This is a genomic window from Cupriavidus sp. SK-4, assembly GCF_000611125.1.
In the GTDB taxonomy this organism is placed as follows: domain Bacteria; phylum Pseudomonadota; class Gammaproteobacteria; order Burkholderiales; family Burkholderiaceae; genus Cupriavidus; species Cupriavidus necator.
Genome location: NZ_JFJW01000146.1, coordinates 1 through 17,974, shown reverse-complemented (window position 1 = coordinate 17,974; position 17,974 = coordinate 1). Strand labels below are relative to the sequence as shown.

Here is a 17,974-nt window from a genome sequence, read left to right as displayed (position 1 = left end):
GCCAGCCTCCTGATCGGGGAGCTGGCTCCGGGCAGCGTCCAGTGCCGGTCGCCAAGCCATCCACCTCTTGATCGCACGTGCACCAACAAGCACTTACCCCCATTCTTTGGTGGTTGGAACAACTCGCGCCAATCACGCATCCCTATCCGACTGCCGGCGTCGCTAACAATAGCTTACATACACGGACATCCGCTTGATTTACCCTCCGCTGCCTGAACCTTGCCCGCCCGGGCCCACCACACAAAAAACAGGCAAAAATGAAGAAGATCCACGCGTACCCGCTGATGGCAATCGCCATGCTGACTACGGCCTCGGGGGCCGCCTTTGCGCAGCATGTGGTCGGGGGCATGGGCGAGGAAGTCAGGATCGGCGCGTTCGGCGGTCCGACGCACCGCACCGACAGCAATCGCGGCATGCCCACCGGGCGCAGGGACAATACGGCAAAGCCAGGCAGGCAAGCCGCCGACCCGCGTAGCGCACGCCCTGTCAGCACGCGCGGACCCGCACCCACGCTCCCCGGCAAGCATTTGCCATAGCCGCGCGCATGCGTTCGCGATCATCCTTGATCGCCGACGCAACAGCCCGTGCGCCCACGCTGCCCGCGCCTTGGACAAGCAAGAATCCACGCTGTTATATTGCGTGGATCGATCCTGGTCCAACCTCCATGGCACGCACGCTTTTGCCCGCCGCGCTGGCGGCATCGCTCTACGGCTGCGCCGGCGCCCCGTCCTTCAGCCTGTTCGGTGCCTATTTCCCGCTCTGGCTCCTGAGCGCCGTGCTTGGCATTGCCGGGGCGGTTGTGTCCTATCGGATCTTCATCATGACGGGCTGGGCGGAAACGGTCCGCTACCAGCTTCTGGTCAATACGGCGATCGGCGTCATGATTGCTGAAATCGTCTGGCTACTGGGTACGGGACACATCCTATGAAAATGGCCGGCCTCCGCAAGAGCCCGCTGCGCGGCAAACTGATCGCGCTGGTCATCGTCCTGCTGGCCGCCCTGCTGTCCTTCTACGCCTACCATCGCACGCTTCGCTTCCCGGCATCGGACGATGCCGCGCTCGATGCCGACCTGGTCCACGTAGCGTCGCCGGTCGGCGGCCGGATTGCGCGCATCCACGTGGCGGAGAACCAGCTGGTGGCCAAGGGCGATGTCCTGTTCGAGATCGATCCGGTGCCGTACCAGTTGGCCATGGCCCAGGCCCGTGCCGACCTGGAGCTGGCGCAGGCAACCCTTGGCACGCGGCGGCGCACGATTGCCACCGAGCAGGCCACGGCGGCGGTGGCGTCAGACCAGATCGCCCGGGCCGAGCAGAACTACGCGCTCACGGCGCGCACGGTGGAACGGTTGCGCCCGCTGGCTGCGGATGGCTACGTGCCCAAGCAGCAGCTGGACCAGGCGCAGGTGGCGCAGCGCGACGCAGCGGTGACGCTGAAGCAGGCCAACGTGCAGCGCGCCGCCACGGCGCAGGCGGTCGGTGATGAAGCCGGTGCCATCGCCACCGTGCATGCGCGCGAGGCGGCGCTGGCGATTGCGCGGCGCGCGCTGGACGACACCGTCGTGCGCGCCCCGCATGCCGGCCGCGTGAGCGGGCTGACGGTGCTGTCCGGCGAGGTCGTGCTGCCCAACCAGTCGCTGTTCCTGCTGGTGCATACCGGGGAATGGTTCGCGGTGGCGAACTTCCGCGAGACTTCGCTGGCAGATATCCATGTCGGCGACTGTGCCACGGTCTACTCGATGATCGACCGGCGCCGGGCCATCCGCGGCAAGGTGGAAGGCATCGGCGTCGGCATCGCCGATACTGAACGCCTGAACCTGCCGCGCTCCCTGCCCTATGTCCAGCCGTCGGTGAACTGGGTACGCGTGGCCAAACGCTTCCCGGTGCGCATCAAGCTGGCAGATCCGCCGGAAGCGCTGGCCAGGGTGGGCGCGAGCGCAACCGTCGAGATCCGGCATGGCGCAGCCTGCAGCTGACAAGCTGCGCCTGGGCCTGGCGGATATCCGGGCCCTGCTGGCGCCGCTCCCCGGCCGTGCGGCGGCCACCACGCGCATTACGTTGGCCTGCACCCTGACAGTACTGGTGACCAGTATCTATGGCACCCCTGAAGCTGCCATCTCCGCCTATGTGATCTTCTTCATCAACCGGGCCGACCGCACCTCCAGCATCGTCATGAGCGTGGCTGCGCTGGTGCTGGTCAGCCTGGTCATCGGCCTGGTTATCTGGCTGGCGGATTTCAGTGTCGACGACCCGCTGCGCCGCGTGGCGTGCATGGCGGTGGCGTCGGCGGCCGTGCTGTTCCTGACCTCGGCCAGCAAGCTGCGGCCAATCGGCGGCATCGTGGCGATGATCATCGGCTTTGCGCTCGATGAGCTCGGGCTGGTGCCGGCCGGCGAAATCGCCACGCGTGCCCTGCTCTATGCCTGGCTGATGGTGGCGATTCCCCTCGGCGTCAATGTGGTGGTCAACCTGGTGCTGGGCCCGGCGCCGCGCCGGCTGGCGACCGACCGCCTGGCCCATTGCCTGCGGCTTGCCTCACGCAGCCTGCAAGCTCCCGATGGTGACCCCGAGGCGCTGCACGAGGCCTTGCGCGATGGCGTCCAGCCCATTGCAGGCTGGCTGAAGCTGGCAAAGATCGAAGGCAGCATCGACGCGCAGGACCTGCTGGCACTGCGGCAGGCCGCGTCATCGACCATGGCGATCCTGCTGGCGGCAGATGTCGCACGCCGGCAGCCCGGGGCGCAACTGCCGGCAGCAGTTGCCATGCCCATCGCCGCCACGCTCGACGACATGGCGCGCATGCTCGATGCCGGCGGCTATCCGGTGGAAATCGGGCTGGGCGTGCCCGGTCTTGAAGGGCTGCCGCCCGTGCAGGCAGCGGTTGCCGCGGAACTGGTCGGCGCCATCAACCGCTATGCGGAGCCAGGCGACCCAGCGCCGCAGGAGCAAGCCGACAAAGCGCATGGCGGCTTCCTCGATGCCGACGCGTTCTCGAATCCGGTCCATGTCCGCTACGCCCTCAAGACCACCGGCGCGGCAATGTTCTGCTACTTGCTGTATCAGCAGCTGAACTGGCCGGGCATTCATACCTGCTTTATCACCTGCTACCTGGTGTCGCTTGGCACCGCGGCGGAAACCGTGGAAAAGCTGACGCTGCGGCTGGCCGGCTGCCTGGTCGGCGCGGTGATCGGCACGGCAGCCATTGTCTACGTGGTGCCTTCACTCACCTCGGTGGGCGGGCTGATGCTGCTGGTGTTTGCCGGCACGTGGATATCGGCGTGGGTCGCGCAGGGCTCGCCGCGCATTGCCTACGCAGGCTTCCAGGTGGCCTTTGCGTTCTACCTGTGCGTGATCCAGGGTTCCGGACCGGGCTTTGACCTGACCATTGCACGCGACCGGGTGATTGGCGTGGTGCTGGGCAATCTCGTCGTGTACCTGGTCTTCACGCGGATCTGGCCGGTCAGCATTGCCAGCCGCATCGAAGCGGCACTGGCGGCACTGGTCACGCAATGGCAGCAACTGACCGAGGCGCGCCGGTCCGATGCACGGCGCAGCCATGCCGCGGCCGCCATGGCCCTGCACGGCGAGATCACGCAGGACCTGATCCTGGCCAACTATGAACCCGCATCGGTCGGCCCGGGCCGGGACTGGATCGACGACCGGCGCCGGCGCCTGGCCGTGCTCGATGCGATTGCGGGACCCGTGTTCCTGCTCGCGGAACGCTTTCCCGGCGACCCGGAAATTGCACGACGATTGCACACGCTGCAGGCTACCGACGCTGTAGCGCCAACCGCGCAAGCTGCCAACGGCACCGACGATGCACAAGCCGACAAGGCCCGTCACGCCCTGCTGGCAATGGTCGACCGGCGCCTGGCGGATTCGCCCGCCGAGGCACCGGCTGCGACCTCTCCGACTTCCATTCATGCGCAAACCTGATTCGCTGGCGATCCCGCTGACACTAGCCGCCGTGACGCTGGCCGGATGTGCCACCGCATCGCTCGACCTGGCCCCGCCGGCCTCCGACCGGCCCTGGCAGCCCGAGACCACCGCGTCCGGCGAGATCGTGCCGGGCGCGGCCAGCAAGCCGGCGCCGGCAACCCGGCCATCCGACTACACGCTGCCGGCCAACACCGCGCTGGCGTCCGTGCCCCCGCCTGCCGCACTCGACACCACGCACGCGTACACGCTACCCGAGCTGATCGACCTGGCCGAATCCACCAACCCGCTGACCCGGATTGCCTGGAACGACGCGCGCAATGCCGCACTGGCCGCCGGCATCGCCAGGAGCAGCTACCTGCCGTACATCTCCGCGGCGGCGATGGGCGGCTACCAGAACGGGCACAGCGCCTCGTCCACGGCGCTGGGCACGCTGGGCGCGAACGCGTCGACGCATGGCGCGGTCTCGGTGCTGTCGCTGCAGTGGCTGCTGTTCGATTTCGGCGAGCGCGCGGGTATTGTCGATGCCACTGAACAGGCATCGATTGCCGCGAACATCGGCTTTACCGCGGCACACCAGAAGATCATTCACGAAGTCAGCACGGCGTTCTACCGTTACCAGGCCGCGCGTTCACGCGCGACCACCGTGCAGCAGGCGATGCGCAACGCCGATGCCGTGCTTGCCGCCGCCAAGGCGCGTTACCAGCGCGGCATCGGCACCGTGGTGGAAGTCGCCCAGGCCACGCAGAATCGTGCGCAGACCAACCTTGCCACAGTGCAGGCGCAAGGGGCCGAGACCGATGCCTACCTGGCACTGGTCACGGCCATCGGCATCTCCCCGCTTTCCAAACCCCGCATTGCCGAGATGCCGGTGCGGCCCCTGTCGCCGGCCATGCGCAGCTCGATCGAACAGATCGTCGAACGTGCCATTGCAAGCCGGCCAGACGTGCTGGCGGCCTATGCCATCGAACGCGCCAGCCAGGCCAAGGTCAGGGCGGCCGAGGCCGGCTTCATGCCCAAGGTATTCATGTCGGCATTCACGTCGTACGCGTCCGGCGGCTCGGCAATCACCGCGATTCCGCCGGTCGGCCAGCAGCCGCCCACGGTCAACCTGAGCGGCTACCGCTACGGCGCCAGCGTGTTCCTGGGCGTGACCGTACCGATCTACGACGGCGGGGTGCGCTCCGCGGTGCTGGCGCAGGCGCGCAACGACGCCGACAGCGCGTCGGCCAGGCTGACGCGCGCCAAGGAAGAGTCCGTGCGCCAGGTCGTGGTCAGCCAGAGCGCACTCGAATCGAGCCTGGCCGCCTACGATGCGGCCAGAGCCTTGGCCGAAGCCGCGCAGACCACCTATGACGCAGCCTTCGCCGCGTATAGCAAGGGCGTGGGGTCTGTCACCGAAGCCAATCTGGCGCAGAACCAGTTGCTGCTGGCGCGCAATGCGTCTGCCGACGCCTATAACGGGGCGCTCGCCGCTGCGGCGACATTGGCGCTGGCGACGGGGTCGGTTGGCGCGGTGCGCGAAGGGGGTGGGTGGCCGGTGCGATGACACGGCCCTTGTGGCACGCGCGCTTTCGCACGCACGAGAATGCAGGCGGGCCAGCCCAGGTCAGCCCTGCCGCGGCTGCACCGTCGCCGCAAGGCCGGGCTTGCGCAGCATTTTCTCGACCTCTCCCGCATGCAGTTCCTCCAGCTGGATCAACTGCCGCGCATACTCCTCCAGGGCGACGGAACGGCCTTCGACCAGGCTTAGCAGCTCACGGTACAGGTCCAGGGCCTGCATCTCGGTCGCAAGCGATTCACGCAGGATCGCGCCGATATCGGTCGTGTGGCTGTCCAGCAGCTCGCCGATGCCAAGCGAGGGATAGGCGCCGAGGGTCGTGATCCATTCGCCGGCCTGGTGCGCGTGCAGCAGCGACTCATTCGCCTGCTCACGCAGCCACGACACGATGGGAATGCGGCCGAAGCCGAATATCAGGAACGAATAGTGCGTGTAGCGCACAACCCCGGCGAGCTCGGCTTCGAGTATTCGATCCAGCACACCGACGACTTTCTCCTGTTCGATTTCCGTCATGGCAGATTCCTCCCTGAGGTGGATTCGACAGTACGCCAGCACCCGCGGCGGCACGCTGCGCAGTGTCTAGCGGTAGACGAGGACAGGAACCCGGCAGTGGGTAAGTACCTTCTGGGTTTCACTGCCGACCAGCAAGCCCTCCAGGCCCCTGCGGCCGTGCGACGCCATGAAGATCACGTCACACCCGTGCCTCGCGGCCGCATCGATGATGCCCTTGTAGGGTATCGAGGTCGTCATATCCGTTTCACATGTGACTCCCGCGGCCCTGGCCGCAGCGACAACCGCTTCCAGCCTGGCGCTTGCATGTGCGGCCTCTTGCTCTTCGAAGGCCTTGCGCCTGGGATGGCCGGCATCGCCTGACGCCACGTAGGGATACTCTTCCATGCACGTATAGGCCGTCAGCCTGGCGCCGCCGGCTTTGACAAAGCCAATGGCCGCATCCATTGCCATTTTTGACAGTTCCGAGCCATCGGTGGCCAGCAAGATGTGCTTGAACACGATTCTTCTCCTTGGGCGATTGATCCCGGCGGGCAGCGACAGCCCGCCAGTCAAAGTTCAGTATGGACAAGAATCCGCCTCTCGCCACCCACGCCGATGCACCTGCGCACACGCCGACGCAGCCGCGGCGCCCTCACCCATCGATCTTGAAGCCGATATCCTTGATGAACTGCCCCCAGCGCGCATGATCGGCCCGGATCTGCGCGGCGAAGGCCTCATACGTGACCGCCTGCGGCGGCAGCACGCCAACGCCTGCCAGCCGCTTCTGGTATGCCGGATCGGCCAGCACCTTGCGCACCGCAGCAGAGACCGCATCGACCGTGGCCTTGGGCATGGCCTTGGGGCCGAACAGCGCGAAATAGCCGCTGAGCTGCTCCATCTCAGGAAAGCCCTGCTCGCGGAAGGTAGGCGCCCCGGGCGCCAGATCGGAGCGTTCCGGGATGGTGGTGGCCAGCGCCTTGGTCTTGCCGGCCTGGTATAGCGGCACGCCGGTGGTCAGGCCGTCGATCATCAGCGGCACCACGCCGCCCACGAGGTCCTGCGTGGCCGGCGCCGAGCCCTTGTACAGCACCGGTTCAAGGTTGGTGCCGGCCAGCCGGTTGAACAGCAGCGGACCAAAGTGCGACGACGTGCCCGGACCGTACGAGGCCGAGTGGATCGGCTTGGTCGGGTTCGCCTTGGCATAGGCGATCAGTTCCTTCAGCGTGGAATACGGCGCATCCTTGTTGGCCGCCAGCAGCACCGGGGCGCGGCCGAGTTCCGCCAGCGCGGTGAGGTCGGTCAACGGGTCGTAAGGGACGCGGTTGATATGCGCGCCCGAGGTGGCCGAGGAACCCAGCGTCACCAGCAGCGTCTGCCCGTCGTTCCTGGCGCGGATCACGTCCTGCGTGGCGGGAATGGTGGCCCCGCCGGGCTTGTTCTCCACCACCACCGACTGCCCGGTCACGCGCGTCAGGTAGTCGGCAAACAAGCGTGCCACCACGTCGGTCCCGCCACCAGGCGGATAGGCCACGACCAGCCGGATGGCGCGCGCCGGCCACTGCTGCGCCATGGCGTGCGGCGCGACGCCGGCGGTCGCCGCGATGGCCGCGGCGCTCAGGAACTGTCGACGATCCATAGATGAAGTCTCCACGTTATCGTTGTGCGCCGCGCTGGCGGCGGGTACTTCATATTAGAGATTGTTCCGGTGCGGGACACGCCCGGGTTTTCCACCATGCAGCGGAGCCGGGCGCGGACTGCCGGTGGCTTGCATGCTTTGCATTCGCCTACATCGCCTGCAAGCTGTGCCCGTCGTCGTCCCGCGTCATGCGCTGCATTTCTGGCGCACGGTCGCCGGCACGCAAGTCCGCGCCAGCGATAACCCCCGCGATCACCTCGCCTTGCCAGGAGAAATAGGGATTGAACGTCAGCCGCGCATGCACCTTGCCGGCTTCGCGATAGCCCCAGTCCGAATACCACACGGTCTCGCCACGCTCGCAAGCCTGCGTCGCCAACTCATCCTGCCCGTTCCAGCAGATGCGCAGGCGGCCCTGTTCTCCGTACAGCGGATTCGCCGGCGAGAACAGCAAACCCATATGGGAGAACTGGCTGATCCGCAGCTGCGGCAGCGCATCGCCGCGCACCAGCACGCGACCGGTGTCCGCCGTGGTTTCCGGCTTCTGGCCATACCAGATCAGGCGGCTTGCAGGATGCGTAAACCTGTCCTGGAACACGGACAGCAAATAGCGGGTATCGAGCACCGAATCGTACTGCGCCACCGCCATGAAGACCGGCTTGTCGTAGGCCCCCTGCTCCAGCCGCTGGCGCGCCGCGCGGCTGCTGCGGTAGAACTGGGCGAAGCCGTTGGTTGGCACCGTCATGTAGCGCACGGCGTTCTGCATCGGCCGGCGCCCGTCCGGCTCCAGCAGCCATGGGCGGATCCAGCCAATCAGCGGGGTCAGCCAGTCGTAGCGGCTGTTGGACTGGAATGCTGGTGAAAACAGCACCAGCCCCGCCACGTCCGGGTGAGCGTAAGCGTATTCAAGCGCCAGGTTGGCGCCAGTGGAGAAGCCGCCCAGGTAGACCTGCCCGACATCGCGGCGCAGCGCCTCGGCCTGCTCCTGCACCACGCGCTGCCAGTCTTCCAGCGTCACGTCCAGCAGGTCCTCTGGCCGCGTGCCATGACCGGGCAGCAGCACGGTCCTGACCAGGAAGCCCTGCGCGGCGAGCTGCCGGGCGAGGTCATGGAACGACCACGGCGAATCGCCAAGGCCGTGGATCAGCAGGATGCCCTTCTCCGGCTTCGTCCCGGTACGGGACGGCGCTGGCAGCCATTCGCCGGGGCCAATCCACGCGAGTTCGGCTGCCTTGTCGGCAAGCTGGAAGTGCCGCCGCGCCTGCAAATGGCTGAGGGTTTCGCTACGGTAGTCGCTGAAGCTCGCGCGCGCGGGCTGCGGGCCACCGCTGTCGATGCCGGCGCACGCAGCCACGGTCAGTGCCACGGCACCCAGCACGGCCCTGGCTGCGTTCAGCTTGTTGCGGTTGGATGTCAAGCTGTCCTCCACGTCGTCTACCCTCACTGGCAGCCTCGCTGCGGTGCGCCGGATTCCGGGCATGATGGCCCGGCCCGGCCAATCGATCAACCGCACAGCCTAGCTGCCCGCGGCCAACGGCGTGCTGACGGCCAACTGGCAAAGCCGTCAGCAAACAGGCCGTGTACCACCGCACGCGCGAACCCAGTCTGGCGCCTCGGCCTTCCTGACAGCCCTGACAGGCTGGCGTCACCGTTCCAACCACCTCCGTTGGCTATAAACCAGCATGCCAATGACTTGTGGACCCGGCGGGTCCGACTGCCATGCCTGCGTTCTCCCTCACCTCCTATCTCCTCACGGCGCTCAGCCCCTATGCACGACGGTTGTGGTTTGCAGCCGCCGCGCTCTGCGTGCTCGCGCTCGGCACGCTCGGCCTGATCCGGCGCAGCCAGTCCGATGCGCCTCCACCGCCGCCACCGCCAGTTCCTGTGCGCGTGGCACGGGTGGAGGCACGCGACGTCGCCCGCCAGGCGGAAAGCGTCGGCACCGTTCGCCCCTTGCGCGACGTGGTGGTGCGCACGCAGATCGACGGCCAGCTGATGCGTCTGCATGTGGGCGAAGGCCAGCAGGTGGCCCGCGGCGAGCTGCTCGCCACGCTCGACGACCGGCCGATCCAGGCCGCACTGGGCCAGGCCCGCGCCACGCTGGCGATGAACCTGGCGCAGCTGCGCGCGGCCGAACTCGACCTTGGGCGCTACCGCACGCTGATCGCCGACGATGCCATCCCGCGCCAGACGCTGGACCAGCAGCTCGCCACCGTCGAGCAGCTGCGCGCCACCGTGCAGGGCAACCGCGCCGCCATCGCCGCCGAGGAAGTGCGCCTGTCATACACCCGCATCCGCTCGCCCATCGGCGGGCGCATCGGCTTGCGCAATGTCGATGAAGGCAACCTGGTGCGGGTCGGCGATGCCGACGGGATTTTCACCGTCACGCAGCTGTCGCCCATCACCGTGGAATTCACCATGCCGCAGTCGGCGCTGCCGGTGCTGCAACACCTGACCGCCGGCGGCGCGAACGCGGCCGTGCAGGCGCATGCACGGGACGGCGGCGCGCCGCTGGCGCAGGGGCGCCTGCTTGTGATCGACAGCCGCGTGGGCACGGGCAATGGCGCGGTCCGGGTCAAGGCCGAGTTCGACAACCGCGCCGGCGAGTTGTGGCCTGGCCAGTTTGTCGCGGTGCGGCTGCAAACCGGGCTGCTGCGCGATGCGCTGGTGGCCCGGCCCGCGGTGCTGCGCTACGGGGAACAGGACCAACCTTACGTGTTCCGCGTCAAGCCGGACAACTCCGTGGAGATCGTGCCCGTCAGCGTGCGCTACCAGGACCGCCAGCAGGTGGTGCTGGAGGGCGTCGCCGCCGGTGACCAGCTGGTGTCAGACGGCCAGTCCCGGCTGCGCGCCGGCAGCCGTGTCTCCTTGCCGATCGCAACCCCAGCCCCGAGAGCCTGAAGTGAAGTCATCCACCTCGCTATACGGCTGGTGCATCGATCACCCGATCGGCACCGCCTTGCTGGCTGCCGCCCTGGTGCTGCTGGGTGCGGCCGCCTATTTCCGGCTGCCGGTTGCACCGCTGCCCGAAGCCGAAGTGCCAACCATCCAGGTCAATGCCCTGCTGCCCGGCGCCAGCCCGGACACCATTGCCTCGTCGGTCGCCACCCCACTTGAAGTACAGTTCAGCGCAATCCCCGGCATTGCCGAGATGACTTCGACCAGTGCGCTGGGCTCGGTCACCATCGTGCTGCAGTTCACGCTGGAGACCCGGCTCGACAGCGCCGTGCAAGAGGTACAGGCGGCCATCAACCGCGCCACCAGCCGGCTGCCGCCGGACATGCCGGCAATGCCGACCTGGCGCAAGGTCAATCCCGCGGACAGTCCGGTGGCAATCCTTGGCATCACCTCTGACACGCTGCCGCTGACCGAAGTCAGCGACTACGCCGAGCGCGTGCTGGTGCGCCAGCTGGGGCAGTTGCCGGGCGTTGGGCTGGTCAACACCACCGGCCTGCGCCGCCCCGCGATCCGTGTGCAGGCCTCGCCGGCGGCACTGGCCGGCGTGGGCCTGACGCTGGCTGACGTCCGCAGCGCAATCCGCGCGGCCAGCCGCAACGCGCCCAAGGGCGCGCTGTACGGCGAGGCGCGCGTCAGCACGCTGGAGACCAATGGGCAGTTGCTGGAGCCGGACGACTACCGCGAGCTTGTCGTGGCCTGGCGCAACGGCGGCCCGGTATTCCTGAAAGACGTCGCGCGGGTTGCGATCGGGCCTGAAGACGCCTATGTCAATGGCTTTCCGAATGGCCGGCCGGGCGTGGCGCTCGCCGTCATGCGCCAGCCTGGTGCCAACATCGTGCAGACCTTCGATCGCATCACCGAAGCGCTGCCGGCCCTGCGGCGCGCCTTGCCCGCCGATGTCCGCGTGGAGGTCCTGAACGACCGTACCCGCACCATCCGCGCCTCGCTGCACGAGGTCGAGCTGACCCTGCTGATCGCCGTGGTGCTGGTGATCGGCGTGATGGCCCTGTTCCTGCGCGAGTGGTCGGCCACGCTGATCGTCACGGCCGTGCTGGGCGTGTCGCTGGCCGCCACCTGCGCGGCGATGTACCTGATGGGATTCAGCCTGAACAACCTCACACTGGTGGCGGTGGTGGTGGCGGTCGGCTTTATCGTCGACGACGCCATCGTGGTGGTGGAGAACATCCACCGCTACCGCGAATCCGGACTCGGCCTGCGTGAGGCCGCGCGCCGCGGCGTGGCCGAGGTCGGGCCCACGGTAGTGTCGATCGGCCTGTCGCTGGTGGCGGTGTTTATCCCGTTGCTGTTCATGTCCGGGGTCGTGGGCCGCCTCTTCCGCGAGTTCGCGCTGACCTCGGCGGTGGCGATCCTGATCTCAGTGGTAGTGTCGCTGACGCTGGCGCCCGCGCTGGCGGGCATCGCCATGCGCAAGGCGCACCACGATACGGGGGCGCGCCAGGCGGACCTGTCCGCGTGGCTGGTGCAGCGCTACGCAGCCGGGCTGCGCTGGTGCCTGCGGCGCCAGGCGCGCGTGCTGGTGGTGTTCGGCCTGACGGTATGCGCCAGCGTGGCCGGTTTCGTGCTGATCCCCAAGGGCTTCTTCCCGCTGCAGGACACCGCATTCGTGCTGGGCACCTCGCAGGCGGCGGCGGATATCCCCCATGCGGACATGGTCGCCAAGCATCGCGCCCTCGCCGACATCATCGCTGCCGACCCGGCCGTGCTGACGGTCAACCATTCGGTCGGCATGACCGGCGGCAGCCAGACCCTGGCCAACGGCCGCTTCTGGATCGTGCTCAAGGACCGTTCCGACCGCGACGTCTCGGCCAGCGGCCTGATCGACCGCCTGCGGCCCAGGCTGGCCGCGGTGCCGGGCATCCAGCTCTACCTGCGCGCAGCACAGGACATCAATATCGGCGCCGGACAGCCGCGTGCGCAGTACCAGTACGTGCTCAAGGGCAACGAAACCGCCGAGCTCTATGCGTGGTCGCAGCGGCTCACCAGCGCGCTGCAAGGCGAGCCGCTCTACCGCGACCTGTCCAGCGACCTGCAGCTCGGCGCCAATGTCATCCGCATGCGCATCGACCGCGCGGCGGCAGCGCGGCTGGGTCTCACCTCAGCCGATATCGACGAGGCCCTCTACAGCGCCTTCGGGCAGCGCCAGATCAACGAGTTCCAGACCGACACCAACCAGTACCAGGTGGTGCTTGAAGTCGACGACGACGGGCGCGGGCATATCGAGACGCTGCAGTCGTTCCGCCTGCGATCCCCGCTGTCGGGCGAGATGGTGCCGCTCGCCGCGGTGGTGAGCATCGCGCCGCCGGGCGCCGGGCCGGTCTCGATCCTGTACCACGGCATGCTCCCTGCGGTCAACCTGTCTTTCAACCTCGCGCCGGGCGCACCGCTGGGCGATGCGGTAGCGCGGCTGGAGCAGGTACGGCAGCGCATCGGCATGCCGGCCGCCATCCAAGGCACGTTCCTGGGTTCGGCCCAGGCGTTCCAGGAGGCCCTGGCCGGGCAGCCCTGGCTGATCCTGGCGGCGCTCCTGGCGGTCTACATCATCCTTGGCGTGCTCTACGAAAGCCTGGTGCATCCGCTGACGATCCTGTCCACGCTGCCGTCGGCGGCCATCGGCGCGCTCGCACTGCTGTGGCTGGGCGGGTTCGACTTTTCCATCATGGCGCTGATCGGCGTGATCCTGCTGATCGGCATCGTCAAGAAGAACGGCATCTTGCTGATCGATTTTGCGCTGGAGGCGCAGCGCACCCGCGGCGTCAGCGCCGGCCAGGCGATCTACGAGGCGGCGCTCACACGTTTCCGCCCGATCATGATGACCACGCTGGCCGCATTGTTGGGCGCGGTGCCGCTGATGCTGGGCTTCGGCACCGGTGCGGAACTGCGCCAGCCGCTGGGCGTGGCCGTGGTAGGCGGCCTGCTGCTCAGCCAGGCGCTGACGCTCTTCACCACGCCAGTGGTCTACCTCGCGCTGGACCGGCTGTCCCGCTATCGCCGGCCTCTGGCGGCGGCGCCGCTGGGCGCTGCCACAACCAAATAGGAGGCCACGATGGCTGCCAGGACATCTCACACGCCGCGTCCGGGTGGCGCGCTCGCGCTGGCTGCCGCGCTGGCCACCATGCTGGGTGGCTGCACGCTGGCGCCACGCTACGACCGGCCACCTGCGCCGGTCGCCGCTGCCTATCCCGACCCGCCCCCGGGCTTTGCCGAGCCGTTGGCCCGGGACACGCGCGCCGCCACCGACATCGGCTGGCGCGAATTCTTCCGCGACCCGCGCCTGCAGGCACTGATTGCGGCAGCGCTCGACAACAACCGCGACCTGCGCATCGCCACTCTGCGCATCGAGGAAGCGCACGCGCTGTACCAGGTCCAGCGTGCCGACCTGCTGCCGCAACTGGATGCGACCGCGGGCGCCACGCGCCAGCGCCTCTCGGCGGCACAACCGCCCGGTGGCCAGCGCGGCATCCGCCAGACCTACCAGGCCGGCGGCGGCGTTGCCGCTTACGAGCTGGACCTGTTCGGCCGCGTGCGCAGCCTGTCCAACGCCGCGCTGGCGCAGTACGCAGCCACGGAAGAAGCACGCCGCGCCGCGCAGCTTTCGCTGGTGGCCGAGGTGGCCACCGGGTATCTTGCGGAACGCTCGTACGCCGAGCAGGCCGACATCGCACGCGCCACGCTGGACGCGCGCGAGCGCGCACTGGCGCTCAGCCAGCGCCGCTTTGGCTCCGGCACCGCGTCCGCGCTGGAGGTGCAGGACAACGCGTCGCTGGTAGCGCAGGCGCGCGTCGCCAGCGCCGAACTGGCGCGCCAGCGTGCGCAGGCGCAGAACGCGCTGGAGGTCCTGACTGGCACCCCGCTTGGTGCGATCGTCGGGCTACCCGATGCGCTCGCGCTGTCCGACCAGGGCGTGACGACCGACCTGCCCGCGGGACTGCCCTCCGCACTGCTTGCGCAGCGCCCGGACATCCGCCAGGCCGAGCAGGAATTGCTGTCGGCCAATGCCATCATCGGCGCTGCGCGTGCCGCCTTCTTCCCGCGCATCACGCTCACCGCCACGGCAGGCAGCATCAGTCCGACGCTGGCGAGCCTGTTCGAGGCAGGCACAGGCACGTGGCTGTTCTCGCCGCAGCTGGTGCTGCCGGTATTCAACGTCGGGCGCAACCGCGCCGGGCTGGACCTGGCCCAAACCCGCAAGCAGATCCAGGTAGCCGCCTACGAGCGCGCCGTGCAGGCCGCATTCCGCGACGTTGCCGATGCCCTGGCGGCACGCGCCACGCTGCAGGAACAGGTGGCGGCCCAGATGGCCGTACGCGACGCGGAGGCCGCGCGCGTACGGCTGGCTGGCCAGCGCTGGTGCAGCGGCGTCACCGGGCAGCTTGAATCGCTTGATGCGCAACGGCAGTTGCTGGCTGCGGAGCAAGCACTGGTACAGGCGCGCGAGCGGCGGCTGGTGAATGCTGTGGCGCTGTATCGGGCCTTGGGCGGCGGACTGCGGGAATATCGGGGCACAGCAGCCCCGTTGGGATGACGGCCGGCGTATCGATCCAGTTCATGCCGGTGGTATGCAGGCGCCTGCCCTCTGCCCCTGCCCCTGCCCCCTTCTCCCGCTCGCGGGAGAGGGGGGCAAACCGGCGGCAGTGATGAACGCCGCCGGGCCTTTCCTTCGCTGCAGTTGCGTGCGGCCTCAGCCGTTCGCATCAGCGGGCCGTGGCTCGCTGCGCGCGCCGTCCGTGTACGTGTCGCGCGGGTCACGCACCCGGGCGCCGTCGCTATACACATCGAAGCGGCCCTTGGCTGTCGCCGCGCTGGCCGCGCCATCGGTATACGGGTCAACGGACCGCGGTGCAGCCTTGGCCGACAACGAAATGCTTGCGCCAATCATCATCAGCAAGGTCGGGATCAGGGCGTGCAGCAGCGCGCGCCGATGGGTGCCACCGCGCAGCCACAGCAGGCGTGGCCGGCGCGTGCCTGCGCCCCGCGCGGAACGGTGGCCTGTGCTTTCGTGGTGGTGGGATCGCTTGAATGAGGTCATGGAAAGACTCCTGTGCATGTGGGAAAACCGGCCCGGCCGGGCACGTATGGAGTCTAGGGAGCGCAGCCGACGCCACCCTGACGCAACGCTGACAATTGCGTCAGGCTGGACCGGCAGCGCGCCTTCAAACAATCTTTTCCACCAGCGTGAACAATAGCGGCACGTGCACCTGTCATGCTTGCGGAGCGGGCGCCGCAAGGCTTGGCTGCACAGCTTCGGTGCGGCACCGGGAAACTGACAGGATTGACAGGTTGGAGCCGCACACATCTTCTATATTGCTTAGATTCCGAGGATTGGACCAATGAAACTCCTGCTGGTCGAAGATGAGATCAAGACGGTCGATTACCTGCGCCGCGGCCTGTCCGAGAATGGCTACATAGTCGACACCGCGCACAACGGCGTGGACGGCCTGCACCTGGCCTGTACCGAGCCCTACGACGCGATCGTGCTCGACGTAATGCTGCCCGCGCTGGATGGCGTCTCGGTGCTGAAGTCTCTGCGCCGCGAGCAGCAGACCCCGGTGCTGATGCTGACCGCGCGCGACGACCTGGATGACCGTCTCAATGCCTTCGATGCCGGCGCCGACGACGACCTGTCCAAGCCCTTCCCTTTTCTGGAACTACTGGCCCGCCTTAACGTGCTGACGCGGCGCGGCCGGCAGACGGAGCCGTCGCAACTGACCGTGGGCGACCTGCGCATCGACCTGCTGTCGCGGCGCGCAACGCGCGGCACGCGGCGACTGGAACTGAGCGCACGCGAATTCACGCTGTTGTCGGTGCTGGCCAGGCGGCAGGCGCAGATCGTGTCCAAGACCGCGATCACGGAACTGGTCTGGGACATCTCGTTCGACTGCAACACCAACGTGGTCGAGGTCGCCGTCAAGCGTTTGCGCGCCAAGCTCGACTGGCCCGGCGAAGCCAAGCTGCTGCATACCATCCGCGGCATGGGTTACGTGCTGGAGCACCGCGACGGATTGAGCGCATGAACCGGCAACGCTCGATCGCGGCGCGGCTGGCCGCCATGTTCGGGCTGGCGGCAGCCCTGGTCTTCACCATCACGGGCATGGTGCTGTACCGCGTGCAGTGCGTGGAACTGGAAAAGCGCCAGCTCGGAGAGATCCGCGCCCGCTTCGACCTCGCCGGCACCAAGGCCGCGGGCCTGGGCACCGAAAAGCAATGGGAGCACTTTGCCGCCATGCTGCGCACCCTGACGCCGGCCGACCACAGCGTGCGCTACTTTGTCGAAAGCACTGACCCCCGCTTCGACTACGGCGAGCCCTTCCCGCGCGAGGCTGACACCAGCCCGCGCGCACCCGACGTGTGGGCGGTGGAGTTCGGCGACAACCGCTTCCTGATGCTGAAGCGCCGCATCCCGGCGCTGAATGATCGCCCCGAGGTGGCCCTCGCGGTCGCGGTGGACCAGGCGGCATTCTTCGAGACCAGCCGCACGCTTGGCATCGCCCTGGTGGTGTCGTCGGTGCTCGGCGTGATCGCGGTGAGCCTGCTTGGCTGGCGCATTGCCAAGTCGGGCCTGGCGCCGATCGAGCGCCTGTCGCAACATGCCGGCGCACTCGACCCCAAGCAGCTGGAGCGCCTGCCTGACGCCGACCTGCCCGCCTAGCTATGCGGCCTGGTGCATGCCTTCAACGGCGCCCTCGACAAGCTCGAGCACGCCTACCAGCAGCTATCCGCCTTCAATGCCGACGTGGCGCACGAACTGCGCACGCCGCTGGGCAATGTCATCGGCCAGACCCAGGTGGCGCTGTCGCGTCCGCGCAGCGCCGAACAGCTTGAAGAGATCCTGCAGTCCAACCTGGAAGACCTGGAGCGCCTGAGCCGCATCGTGATCGACATGCTGTTCGTGGCGCAGTCCGACCGCGGGGCGCTGGCGCGCGACCTGGTCGACGTCTCGGTCGCCCAGGAAGTCCGTCGCAGCGCGGACTTCCTCGACATGCTGTTCGAGGAAGCCGGCGCCACGCTGCACGTGACCGGCGATGCACGCGTGCGCGTCAACGTCTCGCTGCTGCAGCGCGCGCTGACCAACCTGATGAGCAATGCCCTGCAGCACGGCCGGCCCGGGCGGCCGGTGACGGTCACGATCGCGCAATCGGCGGGGACGCTGACCATCGCCGTGCGCAATGAATCCGATCGCTTGTCCACGATTCGGCCCGAGCGCCTGTTCGATCGCTTCTACCGCGCCGACGCCGCGCGCAGCGACAGCCTGCAGAACCACGGACTAGGGCTGGCCATCGTCAAGGCAATCGCCACCATGCACGGCGGCAGCGTGTTCGCGCAGGTGCAGGCGGACGCGATCCGGATCGGCATGACACTGCCGGTCAGCGAGCCGGCG

The 17,974-nt window shown here is 68.0% G+C and carries 16 protein-coding genes; 11 read left to right on the top strand and 5 right to left on the bottom strand.

What is annotated here, in order from left to right:
- Nucleotides 1-257: 257 nt before the first annotated feature.
- The 5 genes from CF68_RS28995 to CF68_RS28975 all read left to right on the top strand — a co-directional run bounded on the left by CF68_RS28995 (nucleotide 258) and on the right by CF68_RS28975 (nucleotide 5,483).
- Nucleotides 258-536 (top strand): hypothetical protein, encoded by a 279-nt coding sequence (locus tag CF68_RS28995; protein ID WP_035825771.1) that lies wholly within the window; start codon nucleotides 258-260, stop codon nucleotides 534-536.
- A 128-nt stretch (nucleotides 537-664) separates the two neighbouring features.
- A complete protein-coding gene (locus tag CF68_RS28990; RefSeq protein WP_013957040.1) occupies nucleotides 665-928 on the top strand; it encodes a hypothetical protein in 264 nt (87 codons plus the stop codon).
- Nucleotides 925-1,974, top strand: coding sequence for a multidrug transporter subunit MdtN (gene mdtN, locus CF68_RS28985; protein WP_035825769.1), 1,050 nt, complete (start codon nucleotides 925-927; stop codon nucleotides 1,972-1,974). Before CF68_RS28990 ends, mdtN begins: the two co-directional genes overlap by 4 nt.
- Entirely contained in the window at nucleotides 1,955-3,934 is a 1,980-nt protein-coding gene (locus CF68_RS28980; protein WP_035825766.1) for an FUSC family protein, read from the top strand. Before mdtN ends, CF68_RS28980 begins: the two co-directional genes overlap by 20 nt.
- On the top strand, nucleotides 3,921-5,483 hold the full coding sequence (locus CF68_RS28975; protein WP_035825765.1) for a TolC family protein: 1,563 nt from the start codon (nucleotides 3,921-3,923) through the stop codon (nucleotides 5,481-5,483). The genes CF68_RS28980 and CF68_RS28975 overlap by 14 nt, the downstream gene beginning before the upstream one ends.
- A gap of 60 nt (nucleotides 5,484-5,543) precedes the next feature.
- On the opposite strand, the gene CF68_RS28970 is transcribed toward CF68_RS28975, so the two are convergent.
- From CF68_RS28970 to CF68_RS28955, 4 genes are all read right to left on the bottom strand, one after another.
- A complete protein-coding gene (locus tag CF68_RS28970; RefSeq protein ID WP_035825763.1) occupies nucleotides 5,544-6,008 on the bottom strand; it encodes a bacterioferritin in 465 nt (154 codons plus the stop codon).
- A gap of 66 nt (nucleotides 6,009-6,074) precedes the next feature.
- On the bottom strand, nucleotides 6,075-6,506 hold the full coding sequence (locus tag CF68_RS28965; RefSeq protein ID WP_035825758.1) for a universal stress protein: 432 nt from the start codon (nucleotides 6,504-6,506) through the stop codon (nucleotides 6,075-6,077).
- 133 nt (nucleotides 6,507-6,639) lie between these two features.
- Nucleotides 6,640-7,623: a tripartite tricarboxylate transporter substrate binding protein gene (locus CF68_RS28960; RefSeq protein ID WP_035825757.1), complete on the bottom strand. Its 984-nt coding sequence runs from the start codon at nucleotides 7,621-7,623 to the stop codon at nucleotides 6,640-6,642.
- A gap of 148 nt (nucleotides 7,624-7,771) precedes the next feature.
- A complete protein-coding gene (locus tag CF68_RS28955; protein WP_235205924.1) occupies nucleotides 7,772-9,037 on the bottom strand; it encodes a carboxylesterase in 1,266 nt (421 codons plus the stop codon).
- Nucleotides 9,038-9,339: 302 nt separating this feature from the next.
- On the opposite strand from CF68_RS28955, the gene CF68_RS28950 reads away from it, so the two are divergent.
- Genes CF68_RS28950 through CF68_RS28940 form a run of 3 tightly spaced genes read left to right on the top strand, consistent with a single transcriptional unit; the run spans nucleotide 9,340 to nucleotide 15,121 of the window.
- Nucleotides 9,340-10,521 carry an efflux RND transporter periplasmic adaptor subunit gene (locus tag CF68_RS28950; RefSeq protein WP_035825750.1) on the top strand — a complete coding sequence of 394 codons (1,182 nt, stop codon included), beginning with the start codon at nucleotides 9,340-9,342 and terminating at the stop codon, nucleotides 10,519-10,521.
- Between the two features lies 1 nt (nucleotide 10,522).
- Nucleotides 10,523-13,633, top strand: coding sequence for an efflux RND transporter permease subunit (locus tag CF68_RS28945; protein WP_035825749.1), 3,111 nt, complete (start codon nucleotides 10,523-10,525; stop codon nucleotides 13,631-13,633).
- A gap of 9 nt (nucleotides 13,634-13,642) precedes the next feature.
- The gene (locus tag CF68_RS28940; RefSeq protein ID WP_051591739.1) at nucleotides 13,643-15,121 is read left to right on the top strand and encodes an efflux transporter outer membrane subunit; all 1,479 of its coding nucleotides are present in this window, start codon (nucleotides 13,643-13,645) and stop codon (nucleotides 15,119-15,121) included.
- A gap of 156 nt (nucleotides 15,122-15,277) precedes the next feature.
- Here the strand turns inward: CF68_RS28940 and CF68_RS38765 are convergent, their stop codons facing one another.
- On the bottom strand, nucleotides 15,278-15,625 hold the full coding sequence (locus CF68_RS38765) for a hypothetical protein (protein WP_051591738.1): 348 nt from the start codon (nucleotides 15,623-15,625) through the stop codon (nucleotides 15,278-15,280).
- 301 nt (nucleotides 15,626-15,926) lie between these two features.
- On the opposite strand from CF68_RS38765, the gene CF68_RS28930 reads away from it, so the two are divergent.
- From CF68_RS28930 to CF68_RS38755, 3 genes are all read left to right on the top strand, one after another.
- Complete coding sequence (locus CF68_RS28930; protein ID WP_035825746.1) at nucleotides 15,927-16,610, top strand: heavy metal response regulator transcription factor; 684 nt, start codon at nucleotides 15,927-15,929, stop codon at nucleotides 16,608-16,610.
- Nucleotides 16,607-17,245, top strand: coding sequence for a hypothetical protein (locus CF68_RS38760; RefSeq protein ID WP_235205923.1), 639 nt, complete (start codon nucleotides 16,607-16,609; stop codon nucleotides 17,243-17,245). The genes CF68_RS28930 and CF68_RS38760 overlap by 4 nt, the downstream gene beginning before the upstream one ends.
- A 12-nt stretch (nucleotides 17,246-17,257) precedes the next feature.
- The coding region (locus CF68_RS38755) for a heavy metal sensor histidine kinase (RefSeq protein WP_235205922.1) at nucleotides 17,258-17,974 on the top strand (717 nt) is incomplete at its 3' end.

What these genes read in the sequence shown, in the direction of transcription:
- CF68_RS28930 (WP_035825746.1), top strand. Translation starts at nt 15,927, where the DNA reads ATGAAACTCCTGCTGGTCGAAGATGAGATCAAGACGGTCGATTACCTG.
- CF68_RS28980 (WP_035825766.1), top strand. Translation starts at nt 1,955, where the DNA reads ATGGCGCAGCCTGCAGCTGACAAGCTGCGCCTGGGCCTGGCGGATATC.
- CF68_RS28990 (WP_013957040.1), top strand. Translation starts at nt 665, where the DNA reads ATGGCACGCACGCTTTTGCCCGCCGCGCTGGCGGCATCGCTCTACGGC.
- CF68_RS28970 (WP_035825763.1), bottom strand. Translation starts at nt 6,008, where the DNA reads ATGACGGAAATCGAACAGGAGAAAGTCGTCGGTGTGCTGGATCGAATA.
- CF68_RS28975 (WP_035825765.1), top strand. Translation starts at nt 3,921, where the DNA reads ATGCGCAAACCTGATTCGCTGGCGATCCCGCTGACACTAGCCGCCGTG.
- CF68_RS28950 (WP_035825750.1), top strand. Translation starts at nt 9,340, where the DNA reads ATGCCTGCGTTCTCCCTCACCTCCTATCTCCTCACGGCGCTCAGCCCC.
- CF68_RS28940 (WP_051591739.1), top strand. Translation starts at nt 13,643, where the DNA reads ATGGCTGCCAGGACATCTCACACGCCGCGTCCGGGTGGCGCGCTCGCG.
- mdtN (WP_035825769.1), top strand. Translation starts at nt 925, where the DNA reads ATGAAAATGGCCGGCCTCCGCAAGAGCCCGCTGCGCGGCAAACTGATC.
- CF68_RS28960 (WP_035825757.1), bottom strand. Translation starts at nt 7,623, where the DNA reads ATGGATCGTCGACAGTTCCTGAGCGCCGCGGCCATCGCGGCGACCGCC.
- CF68_RS28995 (WP_035825771.1), top strand. Translation starts at nt 258, where the DNA reads ATGAAGAAGATCCACGCGTACCCGCTGATGGCAATCGCCATGCTGACT.
- CF68_RS38760 (WP_235205923.1), top strand. Translation starts at nt 16,607, where the DNA reads ATGAACCGGCAACGCTCGATCGCGGCGCGGCTGGCCGCCATGTTCGGG.
- CF68_RS38765 (WP_051591738.1), bottom strand. Translation starts at nt 15,625, where the DNA reads ATGACCTCATTCAAGCGATCCCACCACCACGAAAGCACAGGCCACCGT.